Source organism: Pseudomonas peli (assembly GCF_050563605.1).
Taxonomy (GTDB): domain Bacteria; phylum Pseudomonadota; class Gammaproteobacteria; order Pseudomonadales; family Pseudomonadaceae; genus Aquipseudomonas; species Aquipseudomonas peli_A.
Genome location: NZ_JBNXUH010000007.1, coordinates 164,761 through 186,972, shown reverse-complemented (window position 1 = coordinate 186,972; position 22,212 = coordinate 164,761). Strand labels below are relative to the sequence as shown.

The 22,212-nt window shown below is 60.1% G+C and carries 23 protein-coding genes; 13 read left to right on the top strand and 10 right to left on the bottom strand.

What is annotated here, in order from left to right; genetic code table 11:
- Positions 1–20: 20 nt before the first annotated feature.
- From ACQ4LH_RS10910 to ACQ4LH_RS10890, 5 genes are all read left to right on the top strand, one after another.
- Positions 21–416 carry a hypothetical protein gene (locus tag ACQ4LH_RS10910; protein ID WP_430697191.1) on the top strand — a complete coding sequence of 132 codons (396 nt, stop codon included), beginning with the start codon at positions 21–23 and terminating at the stop codon, positions 414–416.
- Positions 417–850: 434 nt separating this feature from the next.
- Complete coding sequence (locus tag ACQ4LH_RS10905; protein ID WP_430697190.1) at positions 851–1,819, top strand: hypothetical protein; 969 nt, start codon at positions 851–853, stop codon at positions 1,817–1,819.
- A 236-nt stretch (positions 1,820–2,055) separates the two neighbouring features.
- Positions 2,056–2,604, top strand: coding sequence for a hypothetical protein (locus ACQ4LH_RS10900; protein ID WP_430697189.1), 549 nt, complete (start codon positions 2,056–2,058; stop codon positions 2,602–2,604).
- Entirely contained in the window at positions 2,601–2,882 is a 282-nt protein-coding gene (locus tag ACQ4LH_RS10895) for a hypothetical protein (RefSeq protein WP_430697188.1), read from the top strand. The genes ACQ4LH_RS10900 and ACQ4LH_RS10895 overlap by 4 nt, the downstream gene beginning before the upstream one ends.
- A gap of 169 nt (positions 2,883–3,051) precedes the next feature.
- The gene (locus tag ACQ4LH_RS10890) at positions 3,052–5,223 is read left to right on the top strand and encodes a catalase (protein ID WP_430697187.1); all 2,172 of its coding nucleotides are present in this window, start codon (positions 3,052–3,054) and stop codon (positions 5,221–5,223) included.
- Positions 5,224–5,319: 96 nt separating this feature from the next.
- On the opposite strand, the gene ACQ4LH_RS10885 is transcribed toward ACQ4LH_RS10890, so the two are convergent.
- Positions 5,320–5,598 (bottom strand): DUF883 family protein, encoded by a 279-nt coding sequence (locus ACQ4LH_RS10885; RefSeq protein ID WP_430697186.1) that lies wholly within the window; start codon positions 5,596–5,598, stop codon positions 5,320–5,322.
- 500 nt (positions 5,599–6,098) lie between these two features.
- On the opposite strand from ACQ4LH_RS10885, the gene ACQ4LH_RS10880 reads away from it, so the two are divergent.
- Positions 6,099–6,431, top strand: a complete 333-nt coding sequence (locus ACQ4LH_RS10880; protein ID WP_430697185.1) for a DUF3509 domain-containing protein — start codon at positions 6,099–6,101, stop codon at positions 6,429–6,431.
- A 324-nt stretch (positions 6,432–6,755) separates the two neighbouring features.
- On the opposite strand, the gene ACQ4LH_RS10875 is transcribed toward ACQ4LH_RS10880, so the two are convergent.
- Positions 6,756–7,877 carry a S1C family serine protease gene (locus tag ACQ4LH_RS10875; RefSeq protein ID WP_430697184.1) on the bottom strand — a complete coding sequence of 374 codons (1,122 nt, stop codon included), beginning with the start codon at positions 7,875–7,877 and terminating at the stop codon, positions 6,756–6,758.
- 207 nt (positions 7,878–8,084) lie between these two features.
- On the opposite strand from ACQ4LH_RS10875, the gene ACQ4LH_RS10870 reads away from it, so the two are divergent.
- A complete protein-coding gene (locus ACQ4LH_RS10870) occupies positions 8,085–9,269 on the top strand; it encodes a PDZ domain-containing protein (RefSeq protein ID WP_430697183.1) in 1,185 nt (394 codons plus the stop codon).
- Positions 9,270–9,482: 213 nt separating this feature from the next.
- Entirely contained in the window at positions 9,483–10,178 is a 696-nt protein-coding gene (locus ACQ4LH_RS10865) for a tRNA (adenine(22)-N(1))-methyltransferase (RefSeq protein WP_430697182.1), read from the top strand.
- A gap of 186 nt (positions 10,179–10,364) precedes the next feature.
- Here the strand turns inward: ACQ4LH_RS10865 and grxC are convergent, their stop codons facing one another.
- Both grxC and ACQ4LH_RS10855 read right to left on the bottom strand, forming a co-directional pair.
- A complete protein-coding gene (gene grxC / locus ACQ4LH_RS10860) occupies positions 10,365–10,619 on the bottom strand; it encodes a glutaredoxin 3 (protein ID WP_430697181.1) in 255 nt (84 codons plus the stop codon).
- Positions 10,620–10,631: 12 nt separating this feature from the next.
- Positions 10,632–11,150 (bottom strand): carboxymuconolactone decarboxylase family protein, encoded by a 519-nt coding sequence (locus ACQ4LH_RS10855; protein ID WP_430697180.1) that lies wholly within the window; start codon positions 11,148–11,150, stop codon positions 10,632–10,634.
- 128 nt (positions 11,151–11,278) lie between these two features.
- Here ACQ4LH_RS10855 and ACQ4LH_RS10850 point away from each other — a divergent pair, with 128 nt between their 5' ends.
- The gene (locus ACQ4LH_RS10850) at positions 11,279–12,103 is read left to right on the top strand and encodes a cupin domain-containing protein (RefSeq protein WP_430697179.1); all 825 of its coding nucleotides are present in this window, start codon (positions 11,279–11,281) and stop codon (positions 12,101–12,103) included.
- Between the two features lie 138 nt (positions 12,104–12,241).
- Here ACQ4LH_RS10850 and ACQ4LH_RS10845 read toward each other — a convergent pair whose 3' ends face one another.
- On the bottom strand, positions 12,242–13,255 hold the full coding sequence (locus ACQ4LH_RS10845; RefSeq protein WP_430697178.1) for a zinc-dependent alcohol dehydrogenase family protein: 1,014 nt from the start codon (positions 13,253–13,255) through the stop codon (positions 12,242–12,244).
- A gap of 108 nt (positions 13,256–13,363) precedes the next feature.
- Between ACQ4LH_RS10845 and ACQ4LH_RS10840 the strand changes: the two genes are divergently transcribed.
- Positions 13,364–14,242: a LysR family transcriptional regulator gene (locus ACQ4LH_RS10840; protein ID WP_430697177.1), complete on the top strand. Its 879-nt coding sequence runs from the start codon at positions 13,364–13,366 to the stop codon at positions 14,240–14,242.
- 36 nt (positions 14,243–14,278) lie between these two features.
- Here the strand turns inward: ACQ4LH_RS10840 and ACQ4LH_RS10835 are convergent, their stop codons facing one another.
- Positions 14,279–15,484: an NAD(P)/FAD-dependent oxidoreductase gene (locus ACQ4LH_RS10835; RefSeq protein WP_430697176.1), complete on the bottom strand. Its 1,206-nt coding sequence runs from the start codon at positions 15,482–15,484 to the stop codon at positions 14,279–14,281.
- A 124-nt stretch (positions 15,485–15,608) separates the two neighbouring features.
- Here ACQ4LH_RS10835 and ACQ4LH_RS10830 point away from each other — a divergent pair, with 124 nt between their 5' ends.
- Entirely contained in the window at positions 15,609–17,108 is a 1,500-nt protein-coding gene (locus ACQ4LH_RS10830; protein ID WP_430697175.1) for a PLP-dependent aminotransferase family protein, read from the top strand.
- A gap of 247 nt (positions 17,109–17,355) precedes the next feature.
- On the opposite strand, the gene ACQ4LH_RS10825 is transcribed toward ACQ4LH_RS10830, so the two are convergent.
- A complete protein-coding gene (locus ACQ4LH_RS10825; protein WP_430697174.1) occupies positions 17,356–17,613 on the bottom strand; it encodes a heavy-metal-associated domain-containing protein in 258 nt (85 codons plus the stop codon).
- A gap of 394 nt (positions 17,614–18,007) precedes the next feature.
- Between ACQ4LH_RS10825 and ACQ4LH_RS10820 the strand changes: the two genes are divergently transcribed.
- The gene (locus tag ACQ4LH_RS10820; protein WP_430697173.1) at positions 18,008–18,505 is read left to right on the top strand and encodes a hypothetical protein; all 498 of its coding nucleotides are present in this window, start codon (positions 18,008–18,010) and stop codon (positions 18,503–18,505) included.
- Positions 18,506–18,607: 102 nt separating this feature from the next.
- Here ACQ4LH_RS10820 and ACQ4LH_RS10815 read toward each other — a convergent pair whose 3' ends face one another.
- Together ACQ4LH_RS10815 and ACQ4LH_RS10810 are read right to left on the bottom strand one after the other, a co-directional pair.
- On the bottom strand, positions 18,608–19,381 hold the full coding sequence (locus tag ACQ4LH_RS10815; protein WP_430697172.1) for an SDR family oxidoreductase: 774 nt from the start codon (positions 19,379–19,381) through the stop codon (positions 18,608–18,610).
- Positions 19,378–19,707 (bottom strand): nuclear transport factor 2 family protein, encoded by a 330-nt coding sequence (locus tag ACQ4LH_RS10810; RefSeq protein WP_430697171.1) that lies wholly within the window; start codon positions 19,705–19,707, stop codon positions 19,378–19,380. Before ACQ4LH_RS10810 ends, ACQ4LH_RS10815 begins: the two co-directional genes overlap by 4 nt.
- A 117-nt stretch (positions 19,708–19,824) precedes the next feature.
- Here ACQ4LH_RS10810 and ACQ4LH_RS10805 point away from each other — a divergent pair, with 117 nt between their 5' ends.
- Positions 19,825–20,742 (top strand): LysR family transcriptional regulator, encoded by a 918-nt coding sequence (locus tag ACQ4LH_RS10805; RefSeq protein WP_430697170.1) that lies wholly within the window; start codon positions 19,825–19,827, stop codon positions 20,740–20,742.
- A 28-nt stretch (positions 20,743–20,770) separates the two neighbouring features.
- On the opposite strand, the gene ACQ4LH_RS10800 is transcribed toward ACQ4LH_RS10805, so the two are convergent.
- Complete coding sequence (locus tag ACQ4LH_RS10800) at positions 20,771–22,210, bottom strand: HD domain-containing phosphohydrolase (protein ID WP_430697169.1); 1,440 nt, start codon at positions 22,208–22,210, stop codon at positions 20,771–20,773.
- Positions 22,211–22,212 lie beyond the last annotated feature (2 nt).

Below are 22,212 nucleotides of genomic sequence, written 5' to 3'. Positions count from 1 at the left end.
TGAGCCTGCCCGGAGCCGTCATGAGTAACGCGATTGAATCCATCATCCAGATAACCTTTAGCCGCTCGAATGAGGGCAGTATCCACTTTGGTCAGGTCGTGGAAGCCTTGCTCGCAGCAGGCGTGGAGTCTTACTGGGTGGATTACCGTGCGTGCCGCGCCACCTACTACCTGCCCAGTGGACAAACCCACAGCCTGGGCATGGATGCACCGGAAGCGGGGATTGACCGGCCGTTTTCCGCCCCAGCGATCCAGGCTGCTATTCGCGCCGCGCAGCAGGGTGAGGTGCTGTATCCGGAGTTCAAACGTCGCTCTCAAGCTGCAGGTTGCATCGGTTACATGGCCTGGCTACAGGGCCGCCATGTGAGCTACTTCGGACGCAATGGCGAGACGCATATCGAGCGTTTTCCCGACTAAGTGAATGACGACATCTGCTTTGCTGTGGATCGCGTGGCTCACTTCTGGCAGACGCCCGGATGGCCGCCCCGCTAAAAGTAACCAAGAGGTCTTGCCCCCTGTGTCCGGGGCTCGCTGCCTTCCACAACGATTTCACGACTCGCTTCGCTCACCCTCCCAATGGGGCGTTTAGCGTCGCCTGCGAAATCTCGGTTCAATAAATCACTAAAAATCACCGTGCGATATCGGGCAATTGCCTGCGCAGTTTTCTGCGGGAGGGCGCCTGCAACTGCCACGATAAACCGCTTCCGTGCGCTCCCCGCCCGCCACGTAGAGCCACGCAATATCAAAATGCCTTTGCGCGTTAGCGCACCGACACTGTGTCTGGCCGATGCAATGGTTTGGGTCCCGGCTCGCTGCAATCTCGCGCGATGTTGGGTTCAATCGAGATTGCCATGAACACAGCAAGCGAACAGAACGCGATATACGGCTCCGTGAGAACGGCCGTCGATACGCAGCAGCTTTCAGCCAGTGCTGTTTCATGGGGTGCCATCTTTGCCGGTGCTGCGGCTGCGGCTGCGTTGTCCTTGATCCTGTTGATTCTGGGCACCGGTTTGGGCCTGTCTTCGATATCGCCTTGGGCCAATGACGGGGTCAGCGCCACGACGTTCGGCGTCAGCACGATTATCTGGATCACTCTGACCCAGCTGCTGGCCGCCGGTATGGGTGGTTACCTGGCGGGGCGTCTGCGTACCAAGTGGATTGAGTTGCACACCGATGAGGTGTTCTTCCGCGATACCGCGCATGGCTTTCTGGCTTGGGCTGTCGCCTCGCTGGCAACCGCTACCTTGCTCACCTCGGTGATCGGCGCCATCGTCAACGGTGGTGTGCACGCCGGCGCTTCGGTGGCCGGTGGGGTTGCCACGACCGCCATGGTGGCGACTGCTGGTGGTGTGGCTGCCGGTTCGGAAATGGCGACTGACGAGACTAACAGTGGCTCGGTTGGCTACTTCCTCGACACCCTGTTTCGCCGCGACGTTAACGCGATGTCCGGTCCAATGAGCAGTGAGCAAGGCGCATTGACCTCGCAGCAAGAAACGGCGGTCGCCATGGGCGAAGTTACGCGCATCTTTATGAATTCGCTGCGCACCGACGCCATGCCTGCAGAGGATGTCAGTTATCTAGGCCAGGTTGTCGCCCAGCGCACCGGCCTGACTCAGGCAGAAGCCGAGCAACGGGTAAGCGAGACCTTTACCCGTGTGCAAGCCGCGCTCAACGAAGCAGAAACCAGCGCCCGTAAGGCCGCCGATAGCGCCCGCGAAGCATCGGCTTATGCCGCGATCTGGTTGTTTATCTCGCTGCTGATTGGTGCCTTCGTTGCCAGCTTCGCCGCGCCTTATGGCGGCCGTCAGCGCGACGCTTGATCAGCCCTTTTACTCAATGACCGGAGACTGCCATGCGCTCACTACTGCTGTTATTTCTCGGGATTCCGATCCCCATCATCATCCTGCTAGCCATCTTTGTGTTCTAGGAACCTGGCGGCCTGACTGCTTCTCGCGAGGCAGTCTCCCCAGTACTTCCTTAGATACATCGCGCAGTGAGCATTCCACGTAGTTGCTCAAACCTAAGGTTCGCTTCTACCCCAATACAGGAGTCGTCCGTGAATACTCAGAGCCAAGCCGGCGCGCCGCTGTCGCAGCTGCGCAGCATGATGGAAAGTATGTCTGTGGCCACGCTCAGCAGTATTGACGAGCACGGCACCTTGCTCAGCTGCCGTATGTCGCGCTGGGAAATGGACGACTGTGGCGCACTGTGGTTCTTCACCGATCCACTCTGCCTGCCTGCCGCGCATATGCCGAGCCTCAACTTGAGCTTTGCCGATGCGGCGGGCGGCCGGCGGGTGTCGCTGTCCGGTCGCGGTGAGCTGTACGCGGAGGATTTGTGCTCCGAGTACCTGCTGGGGTCGATCTGGTTGGGGCGTCTCAACTCCCCGCACTTTAATGCGCAAGCGCCGCTGGATAACTCGGCGTTACTCAAGTTCACCCCGCAATCTGCGGTTTACTGGCAGGCCGAGCCGAGTCTGATGGCGCGCCTGCTTGCGCTACTGAGTTCGGTGTTTGGCGCCCATGTGCCGCCCGCAAAGCCGGGGATGCTCTGCGTCGAGCTACCTCCTGCCTGGAAGCTCGATGCCGCTGAGTCAGCGACATGATGTTCTTTGAACAGGGTCTTTATCTGCGTGTCGAGGAGCTGCCCGATGGCCCCAAACCCTTGCCGCTGGAAAGTGGGTTTTCAACGGGCAACGCCTACCGGGCAATGGGGCTGTACAACCCCTCGGAAACCAGCGATGCCTATTTTGTGCTTTCCAATGATCGCGACGAAATCTGGTTTATCTGCAACCGGCATTTGCGTACCCATGTGTTGCAACCGCAAGAAACCAGCTTTCGCCTGAGCATCAAAGAGCGCGTGGTGAAAGGTGTCAGCAATTGACCCGCAGCCGCATGTCCCTGGCTTTTTTGTAGTCGCTTGATGTGGGTAATCAGCCTGTCGCTGATTGGCCTAAGCATGCTCCCCATACCGCCGCCCATATCGCGTGGAGCCCGTCACCCTGCTGTTTGAGGGGAACGCTCGCCACACTCAAATTTTCAGGAGCGTTCCCATGAGCAAGCGCACTAAAGACGAACCCGTTACGCAGAACCTGACCGGTCTCGATCTGTCCCCAGCCGATGCCAATCGCTCCGAGCAGGCGGCAGCCGTGCTCGCCGAACAGCCTGGCGAGTCGCTGACGACCAACCAGGGTTTGCTGATCAGCGACAACCAGAACTCGCTACGCGCCGGTGAGCGTGGCCCGACGCTGCTGGAAGATCACATCCTGCGCGAAAAAATCATGCACTTTGACCATGAGCGCATCCCTGAGCGTGTGGTGCATGCCCGTGGTGCCGGCGCCCATGGCGTGTTTGAGGTGTATGAGTCGATGAGCGACCTGACCAAGGCCGGCTTTCTGCAGGACCCTAGCCTGAAAACCCCGGTGTTTGTGCGCTTCTCCACGGTGGCCGGCTCGCGTGGCTCGATCGATACGGCCCGCGATGTGCGCGGCTTCTCGGTCAGGTTCTACACCGAAGAGGGTAACTTCGACCTGGTCGGCAACAACATGCCGGTATTTTTCATTCAGGATGCGATCAAGTTTCCCGACCTCGTGCACTCGGTTAAACCCGAGCCGCATAACGAGATACCGCAGGCGTCGTCCGCCCACGACACGTTCTGGGACTTTATCTCGATGGTGCCGGAAACCAGCCACACGGTGATGTGGCTGATGTCGGACCGCGCCATCCCGCGCAGCTTCGCGATGATGGAAGGTTTCGGCGTGCACACTTTCCGTTTTATCGACGCCGCAGGCAGCGCCAGTTTCGTCAAATTCCACTGGAAACCTGTGCTTGGCGTGCATTCCCTGGTGTGGGATGAGGCGGTCAAACTGGCGGGTAAAGACGCCGACTTCCACCGCCGCGACCTGTGGGAATCCATCGACGAGGGGCGTTATCCCGAGTGGGAACTGGGCGTGCAAATCGTCGCCGCCGCGGACGAGCATATGTTCGATTTTGATCTGCTCGATGCCACCAAGCTGATCCCCGAATCCCTGGTGCCGGTGCAATTGATTGGCAAGCTGACCCTGAATCGCAACCCCGACAATTACTTTGCGGAAACCGAGCAGGTGGCCTTCCATCCAGGCCACTTGGTGCCCGGTATCGACTTCAGCAATGACCCGCTGCTGCAGGGTCGGCTGTTCTCCTACACGGATACCCAGTTGTCGCGCCTCGGTAGCCCGAACTTTCATGAACTGCCGATCAATCGGCCTATCGCTGCGGTGGCCAATAACCAGCGTGACGGCCATATGCGCCAGGCGATTGTTCGCGGGCGCGTCAGCTACGAGCCCAACACCCTGGGCGGCGGTTGCCCGATGCAGCGGCCGTGGGAGCAGGGCGGTTTCGTCAGCCATGCCGAGTCGATGCAGGGTGAAAAAATCCGTGCGCGCAGCGCAAGCTTTGCCGATCACTTCTCCCAGCCGGGGTTGTTCTGGCGCAGCCAGGCAGACTGGGAGCAGGCGCATATTGTCGATGCCTTCTGCTTCGAGCTGGGCAAGGTCAGCGTGCCGGCCATCCGCGAGCTCATGCTGGCGAACCTGACTCAGGTCGACGCCACGCTCGCTCAACGGGTTGCCGATGGTTTGGGTATGCCCGTGCCACCGCCGCCGGCTGGCGCAGAAAACCTGCCGCGCACCGATAAACCCGATATGGATGCCGCGCTCAGCATGGCTATCCCCCGCACCAGCTCGATCGGCGGCCGCAAAGTCGCGGTGCTGGTGGCCAACAACGACGTCGATGGTACGACCATCGAAACCCTGCGCACCGCGCTGGTCGCTGCCGGTGCCACGCTGAAAGTGATTGCTCCGCAGCTGGGTGAGATGTGCAACAGCGCGGGGAAAACCCTGAAGGTGGATCACAGCCTGCCAACCGTTGGCTCCGTGCTGTTCGATGCGGTCTATGTGCCGGGTGGCGCCAAGAGCGTGGATGCGCTCTGCAACAATGCCCACGCCCTGCTGTTCGTCAAAGAGGCTTACAAGCACGGCAAGCCCATCGCCGCTACCGACGACGGCGCGATGCTGATCGAAAAAGCTGCGCGCTCCAACGGTAATCAGGGTGCAGCCTTTCAAGGCCCTGGGGTAATTACCGCGTCCGGAAAGATGGCCAATGGCGATTTTGTCGAAATCTTTCTCGCCGCTATCGCCAAGCACCGGGTGACAGAACGGCCGGATATGGATGCAATCGTGGCCTGACGGCTCGGGGGCGGGGGCTTAGCCTTGGCGACTGTCTGTGCTGTGGATATCAACCGGTCGCCCCTCCAGAAAGAGGGGCGGCCGGTTGCTGCGTTTTCAGCGTTTAGTGAAGGCGCGGCCCAGCAGGAAGGCCAGCGCGGCACCGGTACCCACGGCTTTCCAGGGTTGCTTATGCACAAAGCTATTGGTCGCCACGGCAGTATGCCGGGCACGCTGCATCATGTTGCCAGCGCCTTTTTCCGTGGCCGATTTGGCCGTGGCGATGCGTGCGTTCAGCTTGAACTTGGCCTGGGCCAGCTCGTCGCCGTTAAGGGAGGTGACATCCTTGACCAGTTCCTCAATGTCAGCGAGAAACGTATGGAACTGCTGCGACACATCTGCCGCTGACGAGCTTGTTTCGCCTCGTGCAGTGGGGCCCGCGACGATAGGACCAACGCCGCCGCCGAGACTGTCAACACCGGAATTTCCCGTATGAGTTGGATTATGCATGGTGACTCCTGTTATCGATCCAGCTGTCGCAAGGCGACGAGTGCGCAGTGGCTCGCAAGCGAGTTCGACTGGCGCCGTGAACCCCTAACTTGGACGCAATGCGCGGGGGCGTCTGTGCGCCAGCAAACGCTGGCGTTTGGCCACTAAACAGCGCGGCACCTTGAGATAACACCACTGCCAAGACAGTGCTGCAGAGTATTAACCCGCAGGTGGCAGCCACTACGCTCGGGTGTGCACTTTGCAATCTCAACTAAAGGCGATCATGCGTTTTGCAAGATATAGCGCATAGGCGAATTTAAATAACTGATTAAAAACAACTGCATAGATTTTATATGCAGTCGGCATAATCAATGCACCTGACTAGGCTCACTCAGGGAGAGTCAGTCGTGAAATTTATCAACGAAATCTATAACGCCTTTCCAGGGCATACCGTCACGCTCACGCCGCGACCCGATGGGAATGTATTGCTAACGCTATGTATGGGCAGTGTTTTCACCCTGCGTAAAGTATTCCCCGGCGAAGCGGTTAGCTCTGAGACGGGGGTTCACGCAATTATCAATGAATTGACCCGGGATCTAAAATTGGCCAGCGGCGAGGTTACCTGGCAAGGCAAAGATAGCCCTTGGATAAGGCGCGATTTACCGACCTTTACCGGCGAGCCCATTCAGCTAACAGCAGCTAAAACATTATTCTCGCGAAGGGAAATTAAAAACTATTGATGTTTGTGGCTGTCTGCGGCTTTGAACTATTAGTTGATTAGTAAAGCCGGTGATCAAGGTGTTTATCCAGAGTTCATTGTTCGAAGTTGCGGGTCTGTACTTGTGTATTGATGTAAGAGGCAGGTTCAGCAGAAACATTTCAACGAGCTATATGAAGATGCAATGGATGATTGAAGACACGCTAGTGCAAAAACTCAATCATCCAGCTGGGTAAGGTTTAAGACCACACAGAAGATACGTTGGTACTTACCCACGCAGGGCCCTCACGTTCTTCTGCACAGCAACGAGGCTGGTTTGTTCGGCTATGCACGGCCCTTGGCATCATCACTGACTCGCTATTGGGCGCCAGGTGCTGGCCTGTAGGTAAGGCCATTGCTTGAGCAGATTCGCGCGTAAGCTTTTTGCATCCTGCGAGGTCTCTGTGCAAGCAACTACTGCGGAGAAGCTGCGCATGGTCAGCATGAAGTCTTCCGAGCCCAACGCTTGGCATTGCTCGATAGTGCCTATGGGTTGGCAGAACATCGGTTGCATCGCCACGTTATAGCCTTGGAGTCGAGTGAATGCTTGGAATTCGGGCATGGTAAGGCGCGCGGGTGTAGTGCTCAGTCCTGGGCCTTGCCAGATTTGGGTGATCAGCCCCCTCGGCGGATAGTCACCAAGTCCTTGGACCTGCTTAGCTTCAAACATGGCCAAGCAGAAGCTGGTGTTGGTTGCGCTATTACCGGCGGGAGCGGCAATCGGCGCGGCCATGGATGGGCTCGGTGGCTGCCCAGCGGCAGCCGCAGGTTGTGGCGCTAGCGGTTGTGCAGTGCTTGATGAGTCGCCTACCTCCACCAGCACGTCGATGGCTGCACGATAACGCCACACTTTAAGCGGCGCCGTGAAGCCAGGTCGAATACGACTGGTTATCGCGGTCAGTTCAGATGGGCTATTAACCTGAGTACCGGCGATCTCCAGAATGATATCGCCTGCTAACATTCCTGCCTTTTCGGCTCCGCTTCCCGGCACAGGCCCCAAGACCAATACGCCGCTGACAGTAGGTAACCCGAACTGTTGCACAACCGTCGGAGTGACTGCAGTGACATGCAAACCCAAGGTTCCCGTCTGGGCTGTCACGGGTGCAGGTGCTGCCAGCGGCGTTACTGCAGTGGGGGGCGCAATGGCAACGCTTGGAGCAGGAACACTGCTGGCTGAGCAATCGCGTTCCCGGGCCACTTGCTGGATAACCAGGTTGACGGGGTCTGCCGCCATGCTGGGGTATTGGTCATAGCCTCTTTTGGTTGCCAGAAAAGTCTCGCAATCCATTGCGTAGTAAGTGGCAGGGTCTCTTACTTTTCGCAGGTACTCTGCCGTTTCGGCTCGCTCTGCCGCGCTGTACATGGGATTGACGCAAGCCGTGAGCAACGGGACGAAGGCAAGCGCTAAGGCAAAGTGTGTTATCGACATGGTTTTCCCTGGCGCTGGTGGCGTTTAGGCAAGTCCTGGCAAGCTACTATTTGCCCCCCACACTGTCCAACGGCAACTTCAAGCGTGTCGCTATCGTAGCGATCTAGCGAATGCTATCCGACCAACCATCGTCCTTTGATATACAGGATGAAGGCACTTTGCCATGATGCCGAATAATCCACTCGACCTTCAGCATAGGGACGCGCGATGTTCGCGAACGCCTTCAAATCAAGTACCCGGCTTGCTATTGCCCTGTCGCTCAGCGGTCTAGTCGGATGCGCGTCCGATGGCGGGCTTGGCGAGGCCGTCGTGATCGGGGCGATGCTTCTGCCGATGCCGGGTGGCGTGGATAGCAGCCTGGTTACCACTGCGGTTGGCGTTGCGGCAGGTGCCTATGTGGTCTCCTCTGTAGCAAGCGCGGACTCCGCCGCCGTTGCGCCTGTGACCTCTGTCACGGCAGTGCCTCAAGGCCTGCCACCCATTGACCTGCAGAAACTGGTGAGCCGAGAAACACCCGACCGGTATCGCTCCAAGGCGTGTGACTACATTGAGATGTCCTTGAGCGAGGTGCCGATGTACCAGGCGAGCGCCGATCCCGTGTTGAGGCAGGTCGGGAATGCGCGAAAAGAAGTGGCCAGCCAGGTGTGGCTTGAAAAAGGGTGCCAGTTGGCCAATTTGCCCCGCGGCAAGGTCGGCATCAGCATGGATACCATCGACCCCCAGCGGGCAATGGCCTTGTCACAGCCGCCAGCCGGAGTAGTGGTGCTAGCGACTGTTCCTAGCAGTGGCGCTCAACAAGCGGGGATATTGTCGCAGGACGTGATCGTGGCAGTCGACGGCCAGCCTATCGCCGACTCCATCGATTTCAGAGTGGCGGTCGCAAAAGCCGCAATCGGTTCGCGAGTGAATTTGAAGGTGTGGCGAGGCAGCGCGTTTAATATCGTTCCTGTCGTAGTGGGCCCTGGCGAATCTCAAGTCGCGGTGGCGCCACCAGTGCCAGCGAACGGTGTTACAGCCGCGTCACCGGTGCAACAATCAGCGACTCTGGCAGGAGCCATGTACTGCACCGCCGTGTTGGCTACTCAACATACCTATGGCGCTACCGCCAGCCCGGTCAAATTGATCGCTGGGGCCGCTAACGACATGCAACCTTCTCTCAAGAGCTACATCGCCCACGTGAAACAGGCGCAGCCTGGTGTCTGGGGTGATTTCAAACTCAATACCGCGGTCTGCGCCCCGGGTGCTGTGGTTTGCATGGCCGAAGCCAAGGGGCCGACCGGCAAAACTCAGAATGCTTTCGAGTTCTGTCACGCAACACAAGCCAAGGCGGATGCTGAGTTGACCCAGATGCGTCAGGGGGACCCGCAAGCGGTTGTAGTTGATTGGCCTTGAGTGCCTGGGCCGTCTTATTCTCCTTCATCTAAGCGTCGTTTCTGGCTGAAAACAGCCCGACAATAAGGTTCGCGGTGGGTGATTGCCGAGAGGTAGGTTCGGGTAGATCCATAGCGCTGGTCGCAGGGATTTGCCATGCACGGCGTTGCTCGACAGAATCGCGCTCCGATTCGGCCAAAGGCGCCGGACGCCTATGGTGAAAAAGGGCCGCAGTTGAACGAACAGACATTGTCGATGCGCCTAGAGCGTGTGGCAGCGCATGTGCCAGCGGGCGCGCGGCTAGCCGATATTGGCTCGGATCACGGCTATCTGCCGGTGGCGTTGATGAACCGTGGTGTTATCGCGACTGCGGTGGCTGGCGAGGTGGCCTTGACCCCGTTTCACGCGGCGGAACGTACCGTGCGCGAGAGTGACCTGGGCCAACAGATCAGCGTGCGCCTGGCCGATGGTTTGGCGGCAATCGAGCCGGGAGACGCCATAACTGCAATCAGCATCTGCGGTATGGGCGGCGAGAGGATTCGCGACATCCTCGACAGCGGTAAAGCCCGCCTGAGTGGGCAGGAACGTCTGATCCTGCAGCCTAATGGCGGTGAGCAGCCGCTGCGCCAATGGCTGATGGAAAATGGCTACCGCATCCTTTGCGAGGAACTGCTGCGGGAAAACCGCTTTGCCTACGAGATCATCGTTGCGGAACGCTCTGGGCCGGTGCTGTACAGCGCCGAGGAACTGTACTTTGGCCCGCTGCAGATGCAGACGCGCAGCCCGGCGTTCCTGGCCAAGTGGCAACGCATGCTGCGGCTGAAGCAGCAGACCCTGGCCGATTTCGCTCAGGCGCGGCAGGCGGTGCCCGAGGATAAGGTGCAGAAGGTCGCTCAACAGACGCAGTGGATTACTGAACTGCTGGCTTGAACCTTTATTTCCTTGGCCTTTACGAGTGACTTTCTCTGACCGATTGCAGTATGTCGGTCGACCCCTTTTAGCCCTTCAGTCAACACTACGGCTGATAACGTGCCAGAGCTTATCCAGTTGGTGATTGAGTCAGGGCAACAATAAAAATGCTCCGGATGGGTTTGCCATACGGAGCATTAGAGAACATCAAGCGTGTAGCAGCGCATCCAGTTCGCCCTTGCGATCAAGGCTTGCCAGATCGTCAAAGCCGCCGACATGCCTGTCCCCAATAAATATCTGCGGGACGGTTCTGCGCTGGGATCGCTGCAGCATTTCCGCAAGTCGCTGGGGTGACGTCTCAACATCAATTTCGATTGCAGTGACCCCCTTGCGCGCCAGCAGGCTCTTTGCGCTCAGGCAATAAGGGCAATGCTGTGTGGTGTAGACGGTTACTTGGCTCATAGCGGTTGCCTCCTAGTGTGCCGATGGCGGGAAGTCGATATCGGTAGCGGCGATGTTGTTCAGGTAGTTGGTCAGGGTTAACAGCGTTACCTGCGCGACCACTTCCACGATCTTGCTATCGGTAAGGCCTGCCTCATGCGCAGCGGCTATCTGAGCATCACTCAATTGACCACGGCTCTCGGTGATCTGGTGTGCCAGCGCGGCAATTGCGTTGAGCGTGCCTGAGCGGGCCTGGCGAATGTCCTCTTCGCTCAAACCAGACTTTGCCCCGAAGAACGAGTGGGCAGCGATGCAGTAGTCGCAGCCGTTGATTTCTGAGGTGGCCAGGGCAACCACTTCACGCTCGGCAGCATTCAGCGAGATTTTGCCCAGCGCTTGAGCGAGGCCCAGATAGCCATTTAATGCAGCAGGTGCATGCGCCAATGTTTTGAAGGCATTGGGAATAAATCCGAGGCCTTTCTGAATGCCTTCGAGGGCAGCGCGCGAGCCAGCAGGTGCTTGTTCCAAAGTGAGAGCGGCGATACGAGTCATGGTGGTTCTCCAGTAGTTTGAGCAAGGAGCTTGTCGATCAAGCTTGGAGCTAATACTAGGGACCGAGGCTTTATTTTCGGATTCAGATCGTCGATGTTATGCAACAGATCGTCTAAATCGAGCCGGCTATGGACCGTTTATCAACGCTGCTTAAACACTTCAACCTGCATGCCACCACATTTCACAAGGGCGGTTTTTGCGGAACAACCGACATCTACGGTCAGGGCAGCTACGGGCACGCGCACTTATTGCGATCGGGACGCCTGACCTTCAGGGATAAGAGCAATCAGCTTATCGAGTTGGCAGAGCCAAGCCTGGTGCTCGTGGCTCGTCCGCTAGAACATCAACTGGTGGCAACAGAGGTCGATGAGGCGGAGTTGGTGTGCGCCACCTTGCTGTTCGATGGCGGTGCCAATAACCCCCTGACCCTTGCCTTGCCGGACTACATCGTCAAACCACTTCGAGAATTGCCGGGCCTCACGGGCAACCTCGACTGGTTGTTTGAAGAAGCCTTCGGCGACGAATGCGGCCGTGATGTCGTCCTCAATCGCCTGTTCGAACTGATGGTGATTCAGCTGCTTCGCCACCTCATCGCCAGCCGCAGCATTGCCTCGGGGATGATGGCGGGATTGGCCAACGCTCGCCTGTCGCGCGCGCTTACCTGTATCCACAGCGAGCCACAGCGCAACTGGTCTGTGGCTGATCTGGCTGACATTGCCAGTATGTCGCGCGCAAGTTTTGCGGCGCACTTTCGCAAGACCGTAGGCACCACACCTGCGGATTATTTGGCGAACTGGAGAATCAGCTTGGCGCAAAAGCGTTTGCGTGAGGGACGGCCTATCGCACTGATTGCCGACGAGGTCGGCTACGAAAGCCCTTCAGCGCTTGCCCGTACGTTTCGTCGTAAGCTCGGCGCAAGTCCGCGTGAATGGATGCAGCGTAACCTTGTGTGAAGCCTGCGGGCATACCCGCAGAGGCCAGATACTAACGGCGCAAATAACCAAGCGGTTGTCCTCGACATGCGCCTGCGAGGACAACCGCTGAAATGCAAACGCTCAGGGTTACGTAGCCGATGACGCTCCTGGCTGCTACTACAGGGAAGAGGGGTTGCTCAGCAACTCGATTACCGTCTTGCCCTTGCCGCGACCTTCCGCGACCTGGCGAAGCGCCTCGTTGACCTCATGCAGCTTATAGCGCTGCTGGTCTACGCGGATCCTCAGTTGCCCGGCATCCGCCAGCGTGGCGGCCTCGCGCAGAATAGCCCCGTGGTGTTCGCGGCCTTTGCCGGTGAGTAACGGCGTCAGGGTGAATACGCCCGAGTAGGTAGCACTTTTAAACGACAGCGGCGCGAGGCTGTGTTGCCCCCAACCCAGGCAGCTCAGTACGTGCCCGGTATAGGGCTTCACTGCCTTGAACGCCGCATCCAGCGTGGTGCCGCCTACCGTGTCGTAGACGATGTCGAAACCTTCCCCGGCCGTATGCTGCTCGACATAGCTATCCACGCTCTCCGCCTGATAGTCGATAGCCGTAGCCCCCAGCGAGCGAATGAAGTCCAGACTCGCCGCCGAACCGGTGGCGTAGACCTCGGCACCGCGGGCCTTGGCCAGTTGCACGGCCACTTGACCGACCCCGCCAGCGCCGCCATGAATCAGTACGCGTTGACCTGCGCGGACATTGGCGCGATCCACCAGACCTTCCCATGCGGTGATAAATACCAGCGGCAAGGCGGCAGCCTCGCGCATGCTCAGTGTGTGTGGTTTGGGTGCGATCAGCCGGGCGTCGACAGCTATGTATTCGGCCATGGCGCCCTGGGCACCACCGATCCCGCCGGCCATACCGAAGACCTCTTCGCCAAGCGCGAAACCTTCAACCGCTTCTCCCAGTTCGATGACCGTACCGGCCAGATCCAGGCCAAGCACTGCGGGCAGTTCCTGGCGAGCGTGGGCCGCCGCGCCGGAGGCGATCTTGCTATCGAGAGGGTTGACCCCGGCGGCATGGACCTTGACCAGTACCTGGCCTTTGCCGGGAATGGGACGAGCGATGTGGCGTACGACCAGTGGGGCCTGGGCGGACTCAGCGACAGCGGCAAACATGGTGTGATTCATGATGTAGGGCCTCGATGAAGTGAACGCCTACAGGTTGCCGCGCTTTAAGTATTCCGATAAGAAACTAAATTTGCATATTACTTATTCCTCAAAGAGGCCTAATTCGCGATGGATCTGTTCGACAGCATGCGCATCTTCGTCCGCGTAGTGGAGCGCGGGTCGTTTTCTGCGGTGGCGCGAGAGCTGAACATGGGGCAGCCGGCAGTGAGCAAGCAGATCCGCGCTCTGGAGCAGCATCTCGGCGGGCCATTATTCGCCCGCAGTACCCGCCAACTGTCCCTGACCGACCAGGGGCAACGGTTCTACGGTCACTGCCAGGAAATTCTCGCCAACCTCGAGGCCGCCACGCGCAGCTTCGCCAGCGGCCAGGAGCAGATCGCTGGCCCGCTGCGCGTAGCCGCACCCGTCAGTTACGGGAGGCTGTGTATCGCGCCGCTGCTAGGGGTTTTTCTGCAGCGCTATCCCGATGTGCGAATTGACCTGCGGCTGAGCGATCACAACGAAGACCTGCTCAAGGAGAATATCGACCTGGCCATCCGTATCGGCGTGGTGAAGAACGAGGGGTTGGTAGCGGTGCCTCTCGGCACCAGCACACGGCGGGTCTATGCCGCGCCCGCCTATCTGGATCGTCACGGTATGCCACGCGAGCCTGGCGCATTGACAGGTCACAACTGCATCGCTTTCACCTTGCTGGAGCATTACGACATCTGGCACTTCAAGCGCGATGCTAAAGGGCTCGATATTTCCATCAAAGGCAACACCACCAGCAACAGCAGCGAGGCCATCCGCGAGATGGTTCTCTCCGGCCTGGGCATTTCCCTGTCTCCTGAATGGCTTTTCGCCGCCGATGTCGAGCAGGGCAATGTTTCCACCGTGCTCGACGATTATCAGACTACTGCGCTGCCTGTAAGCGCAGTGCTCAGTCCAGAGCGGCGACGCTCGGCGCGGACGATGGCTTTCGTCGATTTTCTCCGAGAGCACCTATGAGCGCGCCGAGCGGGTTGCAGATACTGGGTAAAGGGCTTAAGCCACAACCGGGATTAGCGGGTCGGCTGCAGCCAGGGCGATGTCGCGATCTGCCGCCGGCGGGTAGATCCACTGGGTGTTGATCTGGGTTTTCAGCGCCTTGCCTTCCTGGCCGGTCAGTAGCACCTTGCGCTCCCAGCCTTCGGTAAATACCGCGCCCCAGCCGCCTAGGTCCAGGCAGGTGACGTACTTGGCTTGGCTATAGGCAATCGGTGCCACGCCGAGCAGATCCGCGGCCGCGTTGTTGCCGGCCGAGCGGCCCAGGGCAATGGCGTGCTGGCAGGTCATCAGGGCGTGGTTGCCCAGGTCGTCCACGGCGGCGTAGGCGGTGTCACCAGTGGCATAGATGGCATCCTGGCCGAGCACTTTGAGGTTACGGTCCACGTGTAGGCGGCCATGCGGGTCGCGTTCGCCGTTGATTTGCTGGGTCAGTGGCGAGGCTTTCACGCCCACGGCAAAGATCACCGTACTGGTGGCAATGCGTTCGCCATTACCCAGCTGCACGCCGTGCTCATCGACCTTGGACACCGGACTGCCGAGTCGCCAGGTGACGCCCAGGCTGGTGCTGGCTTCGGCGACGATCTCGGCGATCTCCTGGCCCATGGCTGCGCCAACTTGCTTGGCCATATCCACCACGATCACGCGGATATCGGTCTGCTCACCGAGGATGGCGCGCAGCCGCGCCGGCATTTCTGTGGCGGTTTCGATCCCGGTAAAGCCGCCGCCGACCACCACTACAGTGTTGCGCGCTGCGCTCTCTGGCTGTTGGGCCAGGCTCTGCAGATGGGCTTCGAGACGCTGCGCCGACTCCAGGCTGTCGACATCGAAAGTAAAGCGCTCGATACCTTCCAGCGGTGGGCGGGCCACTTGGCTGCCGGACGCGAGAATCAGGCGGTCATAGATCAGCTCGGCCTCGGCACCCGAAGCGTCGCGGTAGCTGACGCGCTTGCTCGTGGCATCAATCTGCGTGGCACTGCCCTGGACGAAGCGCACACCTACTGCCTCGAACAGTGGGCCAAGCGGGGCGACAGTGCTCGCCAGGTCGGGCTCATAAAAGCGTGGGCGTACGCGTAGTTCCGCCTGTGGCGCAAGCAGGGTGACATCGATGTCCAGACGCTGCTGTTGATCGAGCAGGCGCACGGCGCTGAGTGCACTCCACATGCCGGCAAAGCCGGCACCGATGATCAGGATTTGCTGTTTCATATTGGTAGGTTCTCGTAGTGAAGAGAAAGGCTGTTGGCTGACGACGGGAGTGATTCTGCATCTGGCTTGGATCAAGGTATTGATCCATTCTTGCTTGAACTCATTGATCCATTTTGGAGCGGCCATGCGCCCCGAGAAATCGCCACCGCAGGTGGTCTTCCTGCCACTGGGTACGCCTGAGCCGGGTGTCAGTCTGCAGCGTTGGCTGTATGAGGCGCTGCGCGGCGCCATTCTCGCGGGGCGTTTGCCGGCCGCTAGCAAACTGCCCAGCACGCGTGCCCTGGCCGAGCATTACCAGCTAGCGCGGGGTACCGCCCAGGCGGCCTATCAGCAGTTGCTTTCTGAAGGTTATCTGGAGGCGCAGACCGGCAGCGGTACGCGGGTGTGTGCCGTGTTGCCGGATGCCACGCTGAACGCCGGCTATGTGCGGCGCAAAATCGTGGCCACGCAAGAGGTGCCGCGCACGCCACCGGCCACGCCGTGGGTCGAGCGGCTGGAGGCGATAAATCCGGTGTTTGCGCGGCGCCCGGTGATGCCAGGGTTGCGGCCGTTCTTTCCGCACCGGGGCGACACTCAGGCGTTTCCGGTCGATCTGTGGCGCAAGCTGCATATTCAGCAGCTGCGAGCGTCGCGCCTGTCCATCCTGCTCGATTCTGACCCTGCTGGGCTGCCGGCGCTGCGTGAAGCCATCGCCGGTTACCTGGCCATCGCTCGCGGTGTGCAGGTGCCCGCCGAGCGTATTCTGGTGCTCAATAGCGTGCAGCAAGGGCTCGACCTGTGCCTGCGCCTGTTGGCGCCTGGCGACTCCCAGGTATGGATGGAAGACCCCGGCTATCCGGGGGCACGCCAGCTGATCGATGTGTCTGGCGTACGGCGGGTGGATGTGCCGGTGGACGCCTTCGGCATTCAGGTGGCAGAGGGCGTGCGCCTGGCCCCTGGTGCCCGGCTGGCTTACGTCACGCCGTCGCGTCAGGCCCCACTGGGCGGCGAGCTGTCACCGGCGCGGCGCCTGGCCTTGTTGCAGTGGGCGGAGCAGCAGGGCAGCTACATCTTCGAGGACGACTACGACAGCGAATACCGTTTTATCGCCAAGCCGATTCCGGCGCTACGCTCGATGCCGGCGGCGGAGCAGTCGGTGATCCTCGCCGGCACCTTTAGCAAGCTGCTGTTTCCCTCCATCCGCCTGGCCTACCTGGTGTTACCAGAGCATCTGCTGGAGAGCTTTACCCGTGCCGCTGCGCTGATGTCACGCCACGCCAACAGCCTGTCGCAGGCGGTGTTGGCTGACTTTATCCATGAAGGGCATTTCGACCGCCACGTGCGGCGCATGCGCAAGATATACGCCTCACGTGCCGAGGCCTTCGCCGAGTCAGCCCAACGTCACTGGCAGGGGCTGATCGACGTACCGGAGATCCGCGCAGGGCTGGATATCACCTGCACTCTGCAGCTGGAAAGTGAACAGGACGCCTTCGCTCGGCTGCAGGCGGCGGGTATCGATGTACTGCCGCTGGCGCGCTATTGCGTGGCGCCGCGCGCACCGGGGCTGGTGCTGGGTTTTGCACCTTACGATGAGCGGGCAATAGAGGAAGCGGCCAAGGCGGTTGCCGTGGCACTGAGGCGATAAGGGCACGCGGCTCTGTCGCATACCTGGGTGTGCAATAGCGTTACCGGGCGGTTACGAATGGCTGGGGGCGGCCGATTCTGTTGAGAAAGTCCCATCGCGTTTTTTGCCAAGCATAGGCCGGGGAGGTCTACCGGAGCGGGGATAGTCCAGTCGGAATGGTCTTGAAAAAACCGCTTTCGCGGGTTAGTTGTTGCTTTCGCCACATTAAGACTTGCGGGTGGCACCTCGTCCTGAACTTATGTGGTACTCAATGGCAGCAGCAAGCGCGACCTGTTGTCTTGACCGGCGCGTAAGAAGCGTGCTCGGCCGCTTTCGCGATCGGTGAGTATCCCGCTTTCACAATTGCATGGCTTAGTTCAGCTTCGGCGCTTACCGACTCGATCTGGACTCGGTGAGAAGATAGGTCTATCTGCACTTTGGCAGTCGAGTCCACGGTCATTACAGCCTGGGTAATAGCTTTTATGCAGTGTCCACAGGTCATATCTTTTACTTCGAAGGTAGTCATCGCTCGCTCCAACTAAGGGTAGTGTTTGATGATTCGACTTTCCTCCTTACCATCGTGGCAAGGTCAAGCAAAAAAGCGCAGCTCCCTAATCTGTCTCACGGAAAGGAAAGCCAAGACCTGTTTGCGGCAGGAGTGTTTCGTCTGGAACCGTCCAAAGTTGGTACACGCGCTATTCCGCGTCTCTGCAAAAATGATTCTTCACGGCCAGAGCTCCAGTCTGCTCGCCGCAGCACCGCGAAATGGTTTTATATGGCTGCTTTTGGCTGAAATCGGACATTGATACCAGGAAAAATCTGCCACCTCTGGCCGACGACCTCAGCCAAGACCGAATACAATTTGCCCCCGATTACCCTGGGCCATAAATATGGCTGCCTCGAACAAGGAACTCGCCTCCATGGCCTCCCCAGATAAACAGCAAAAACGCGCCCAGCGGGCCAAAGCCAAGGCCAAGCAGAATCGTTCGGGTAAGGCCAAAGCCAATGTCGTCCATCCGCTGTTGGCCAATCCGCTGATCAACGAGCCGTTCGATGATGTTGAAATCGACCTGAGTACTTTCGACTTTAAAGACATCGAAGAGAACGGTTTCGACCCGGCGCATTTCGACGACCTGTTCCAGGCGATGAAAGTCGGCGAAGGCATCAGCCTGCTGGCGATGTGCTTGGTGTTCCTGCAGTACCCGGTGTTGGAGCTGGTGGTCGCTGAGGAGGCGGAAGACGCGGCCACGGACTTTATGATGGGCCTGTTGATCGTCTATCGCGGGATCTTCCACGATGAAGACGAAGACACGGCCGTGGAGTGGATCGGCTGCGACGCCTTCCAGCATGCTTACAACGACGCGTCGATGATCCTGCAGAAGAAGAACGCTCGCGGCGCCCAAGGCGCCCGCGTTTAGGCGAGCGCTGAGCAGCCACTGTTAGCACGTCCGGGACAGCAGGAGCGGTCACAGGCTAATTGCGGTTGGCGTGATTGACGCCTTTGTGCGAGCCAACCACAGCTAGGCCGTTGGCACTGTCCCGCCGTCAATTACAAACTCACTCCCGGTGATGGATGCCGCACGAGGCGAGGCGAGGAACGCGATGAGCTCAGCAACCTCTGACGGCTTGGAAGGGCGGCCGAGCGGAATACCGCCGAGGGCATCCATGATGATGCGTTTTCCGCCTGCGTAATCGGTACCGGCTTCCTGCGCCAGTCGCTCGGCCAAGGCCACCGACGCTTCGGTCTCGATCCAGCCCGGCGATACCCGTACAACACGCACGCCTTGTGGCGAGACTTCTTTCGACAGGCTTTTGCTGTAAGTCGACAGTGCCGCCTTGGCCGCTGCGTAGGCCGTAGTGGCTTCGGGCAAGGGCAGGCGGTTCTGAATCGAGGTTACATGGATGATCACGCCGCTCTTGCGCTGCAGCATCGCCGGGAGCAGGGCGCGATCCAGGCGCACGGCCGGCAGCAGGTTGAGGTCGAATTCGCGTTGCCACTGCGCGTCGTCCAACACCGCGAAGCCGCCGCTGGGTGCCGATGAGCCACCCAGGACGTGGACGATGATGTCCACTCTGCCCAAGCGCTGTTTGCTCGCCGCCACCAGTGCTTCGCAGCCTTCCCGGGTCGAGAGATCGGCCTGTACGAACAGCTCAGCCGGCAGATCGCTGCTCGCCTGTCGAGCCGAGGTCAGCACCTGTGCGCCTTCCGCAAGGAACAGCTCGACTACCGCGCGGCCGACGCCTTTGGTGCCGCCGGTGACCAGCACGCGCTTGCCACTCAGGTCGAGGTTCATGGCGCAATCTCCAGTGAGCGGATCTGACCGTCCTGCAGCAGGAACAGATGATTCAGCAGTACCGGACTGCCGGGGAAGTTGCCGAGCAGGCGCGCCGTGACGCTCAGCCTGCCGTCTTCCTGCGTCGCCGCCAACGGCTCGACCTGGTAGGTGAATGCCTGGCGGGCCTGCTGTTGCCAAGCTTCGATGGCGGCAATGCCCTGATGTGTGCGGTTCTCATCGGTCACGCTGGCGTCCGCGCAGAAGCAGGCGGCAAGGCGCGAGATGTCGCCGCCATTGCTGACATCAAAGTAGGTCTGTACGGCGTCAGGCAGTTGCAGGTTCATGGCCTGATCTCCTCTCACGGTGGGTTGGGATTCACGACTGTGATCTTGCCGCTCAGTTGATAGTTTGCTCAACTGGGATAGACGTTAACGACCTATCCCGAATATCAGGACAATTCCATGTCAGATCCGCGCCTTGGTCTCAATGAGCTGGAAGCTGTACTGGCCGTGGCGCGGAGGGCGTCGTTTCGACAGGCAGCCATCGATCTGGATGTTTCGACCACGGCATTGAGCAACACCATTGCCAAGCTGGAGGCGAGCCTCGAAACGCGGCTGTTCAACCGCACCACCCGCAGCGTGTCGCTGACCGAGGCGGGTGCGATGTACCTGCAGCAGGTCGGTCCGGCGTTGCAGGAAGTGCGTGCGGCGCTGGAGGCGGTGCGTTCGCACAATGCCGGGCCGTCGGGTGTGTTGCGCATCAATGCGTTTGCCAGTGCCGCTCGCGCCGCGTTGCTGCCGCTGGTGCTGGAGTTTCTGCAGCGTTACCCGAAGGTGCATATCGATCTGGTGACCGAAGGCCGCCTGGTGGACATCGTCGCGGACGGTTTCGATCTGGGCGTACGTTCTGCGAATCTGGTGCCCAGCGACATGATCGTGATTCCGCTCGGCCAGCCGCAACGCTACGCCGTGGTTGGCTCGCCTGCGTACTTCGCCCAGCACGGTCGGCCGCGTAGCCCAGCGGACCTGCTCCAGCATCAGTGCATGCGCATCCGTCTGCCCAATGGGGCGATCTACCCCTGGCATTTTGAGCGCGCGGGGGAGGTGATCCGGCTTGATGTGACCGGCCAGCTCACCCTGGACGAGTCAAGTGTCGCCAAGGCGGTGGTGCAGGAAGGCGTGGGGCTGGGTTTTTTTATGCAACAGGACGTTCAGGCTGAACTCGACACCGGGCAGTTCGAGCGCGTGTTGGAAGAGTGGACGCCGCCCCGTGACAACCTGTGCCTGTACTACCCGAACCGCCGCAATCCCTCCGCTGCGCTTAAGGCATTCACTGCCCTGGCGCGCGGCAATCTGCCGAGCAAAGACCAGCTGGGGTAATTCACCGACTGCCCACAAGCGCCTGCTATCAGGCGATCAAGCCCAGGGTCAGCCCCTTCAAGGTGGCGGCCGCGCGGGTGGAGCAACCCAGTTTGCGGAAGATGCTTTCCATGTGGGTGCGCACGGTGCTCGGGCTGATTTCCAGCCGTCGCGCCACTTCCTTGTTGCTGGCGCCACGGCTGATTTCCAAGAGGATGGAGCACTCACGGGTGGTGAGCAGCGCGTTTTTCGGCTGCGGCAAGCGGCGTTCGCCGCGTGCGGCTGCGATCACCGCTGCGCAGATTTCTGCGTCGAACAGGCCACGGCTGGCGTCCTGTTTGAGCAGCCGCGCCGCCTCCGATTCGCTATGGGCGGGCCGCCAGGGTCTGTCACTCCTTAACGCCACCCAGGCGACTGCGCTGGCGAGTAGGCGATACGCAGCGCACTGGGCATCGGCCAGCGCACCGCGAAAGTAGCCGCTGCCGTCGAGTCGTTCGTAGGCATGGGCAGCAATTTCGCCAGGGATGGTTAGCTCAGTTATCTGCCGTGATGCCTTGTGCGTCCAGTAAGGGACGAGGTGGATACGTTCTGTGGCGCCGTAGGGTAGCGGCCCGGCGGTGTTCCACAGCTGATTGGAGACAGCTGCCCGGCCTAGGCCATGGATCAGCGCGGCTTTGCCAATCTCCGTTTGATCTAGCTCCGGCAGCCCCCACAAACGTGCGGCCTCGACGGCGATCTGCGCCACTTGCCGGGAATAACCTGCCAGCCAGGGCAACTTCAGATCGATCACGTCTCCCACCAGGGTCAGTGACACGGGGCGTTCGAGTCGGGTGTCGTCCTGCGCCTCGGCAGGTGTTTCCAGTTCCGCTAACCATGCCTTGGCATTGCGCACCAGCAAGGCGGCGAGGGCGGCAGGATAGCGGCGGTCGGCCTGTTCGCTGATCCAGCTCAGCGCCGCATCCAGGCCATGGGCACGGCTGAGGATGTCCAGGTCTCCGGCCAGCACCACCTGATAGGCCACGTCTGGAATATGCGCATGGCTCACACCAAATGGCCGGCCGGTTCCGTCATAGGTTTCGAATATCCGGCACAAGCCGGCTTCGACCGCTGCGCCGAGTTCGAGGGTTTTCGCGATCTGGCCAGACACCTCGCAATGCACCATGGCGAGTGGCGCCGCCTGGTGTACGGCGTTCATCTGTTCGGCGCCCAGGGTCAGGTCGAGCATCGCGCGGCGGCCATCGACATCATTGCCCAGCAGATGGGCGAAGCCATCGGCGTTGGCGGTGCAGCCGGACCAGCGCAGCAAGGCGACCTGCTGCGCCGTCATCAGGTGCTCGCCTTCGCCGTGCATGGCGCGGGCCAGCATCTGCGCCAAGCGGGCAACGCGCTGGGAGTGGCCAAGGGGCTGGCCCATGCTGAGGTCGCCGACCTGGGAGATAGCCCCCAGTGCGCCGCTCAATGAGATGTCGAATCGCAATGCGCTATCCATGA

Coding starts and splice junctions, on each gene's coding strand:
- ACQ4LH_RS10910 (WP_430697191.1), top strand. CDS start 21: ATGAGTAACGCGATTGAATCCATCATCCAGATAACCTTTAGCCGCTCG.
- ACQ4LH_RS10905 (WP_430697190.1), top strand. CDS start 851: ATGAACACAGCAAGCGAACAGAACGCGATATACGGCTCCGTGAGAACG.
- ACQ4LH_RS10895 (WP_430697188.1), top strand. CDS start 2,601: ATGATGTTCTTTGAACAGGGTCTTTATCTGCGTGTCGAGGAGCTGCCC.
- ACQ4LH_RS10890 (WP_430697187.1), top strand. CDS start 3,052: ATGAGCAAGCGCACTAAAGACGAACCCGTTACGCAGAACCTGACCGGT.
- ACQ4LH_RS10875 (WP_430697184.1), bottom strand. CDS start 7,877: ATGTCGATAACACACTTTGCCTTAGCGCTTGCCTTCGTCCCGTTGCTC.
- ACQ4LH_RS10870 (WP_430697183.1), top strand. CDS start 8,085: ATGTTCGCGAACGCCTTCAAATCAAGTACCCGGCTTGCTATTGCCCTG.
- grxC (WP_430697181.1), bottom strand. CDS start 10,619: ATGAGCCAAGTAACCGTCTACACCACACAGCATTGCCCTTATTGCCTG.
- ACQ4LH_RS10855 (WP_430697180.1), bottom strand. CDS start 11,150: ATGACTCGTATCGCCGCTCTCACTTTGGAACAAGCACCTGCTGGCTCG.
- ACQ4LH_RS10850 (WP_430697179.1), top strand. CDS start 11,279: ATGGACCGTTTATCAACGCTGCTTAAACACTTCAACCTGCATGCCACC.
- ACQ4LH_RS10845 (WP_430697178.1), bottom strand. CDS start 13,255: ATGAATCACACCATGTTTGCCGCTGTCGCTGAGTCCGCCCAGGCCCCA.
- ACQ4LH_RS10840 (WP_430697177.1), top strand. CDS start 13,364: ATGGATCTGTTCGACAGCATGCGCATCTTCGTCCGCGTAGTGGAGCGC.
- ACQ4LH_RS10835 (WP_430697176.1), bottom strand. CDS start 15,484: ATGAAACAGCAAATCCTGATCATCGGTGCCGGCTTTGCCGGCATGTGG.
- ACQ4LH_RS10830 (WP_430697175.1), top strand. CDS start 15,609: ATGCGCCCCGAGAAATCGCCACCGCAGGTGGTCTTCCTGCCACTGGGT.
- ACQ4LH_RS10825 (WP_430697174.1), bottom strand. CDS start 17,613: ATGACTACCTTCGAAGTAAAAGATATGACCTGTGGACACTGCATAAAA.
- ACQ4LH_RS10820 (WP_430697173.1), top strand. CDS start 18,008: ATGGCCTCCCCAGATAAACAGCAAAAACGCGCCCAGCGGGCCAAAGCC.
- ACQ4LH_RS10815 (WP_430697172.1), bottom strand. CDS start 19,381: ATGAACCTCGACCTGAGTGGCAAGCGCGTGCTGGTCACCGGCGGCACC.
- ACQ4LH_RS10810 (WP_430697171.1), bottom strand. CDS start 19,707: ATGAACCTGCAACTGCCTGACGCCGTACAGACCTACTTTGATGTCAGC.
- ACQ4LH_RS10805 (WP_430697170.1), top strand. CDS start 19,825: ATGTCAGATCCGCGCCTTGGTCTCAATGAGCTGGAAGCTGTACTGGCC.
- ACQ4LH_RS10800 (WP_430697169.1), bottom strand. CDS start 22,210: ATGGATAGCGCATTGCGATTCGACATCTCATTGAGCGGCGCACTGGGG.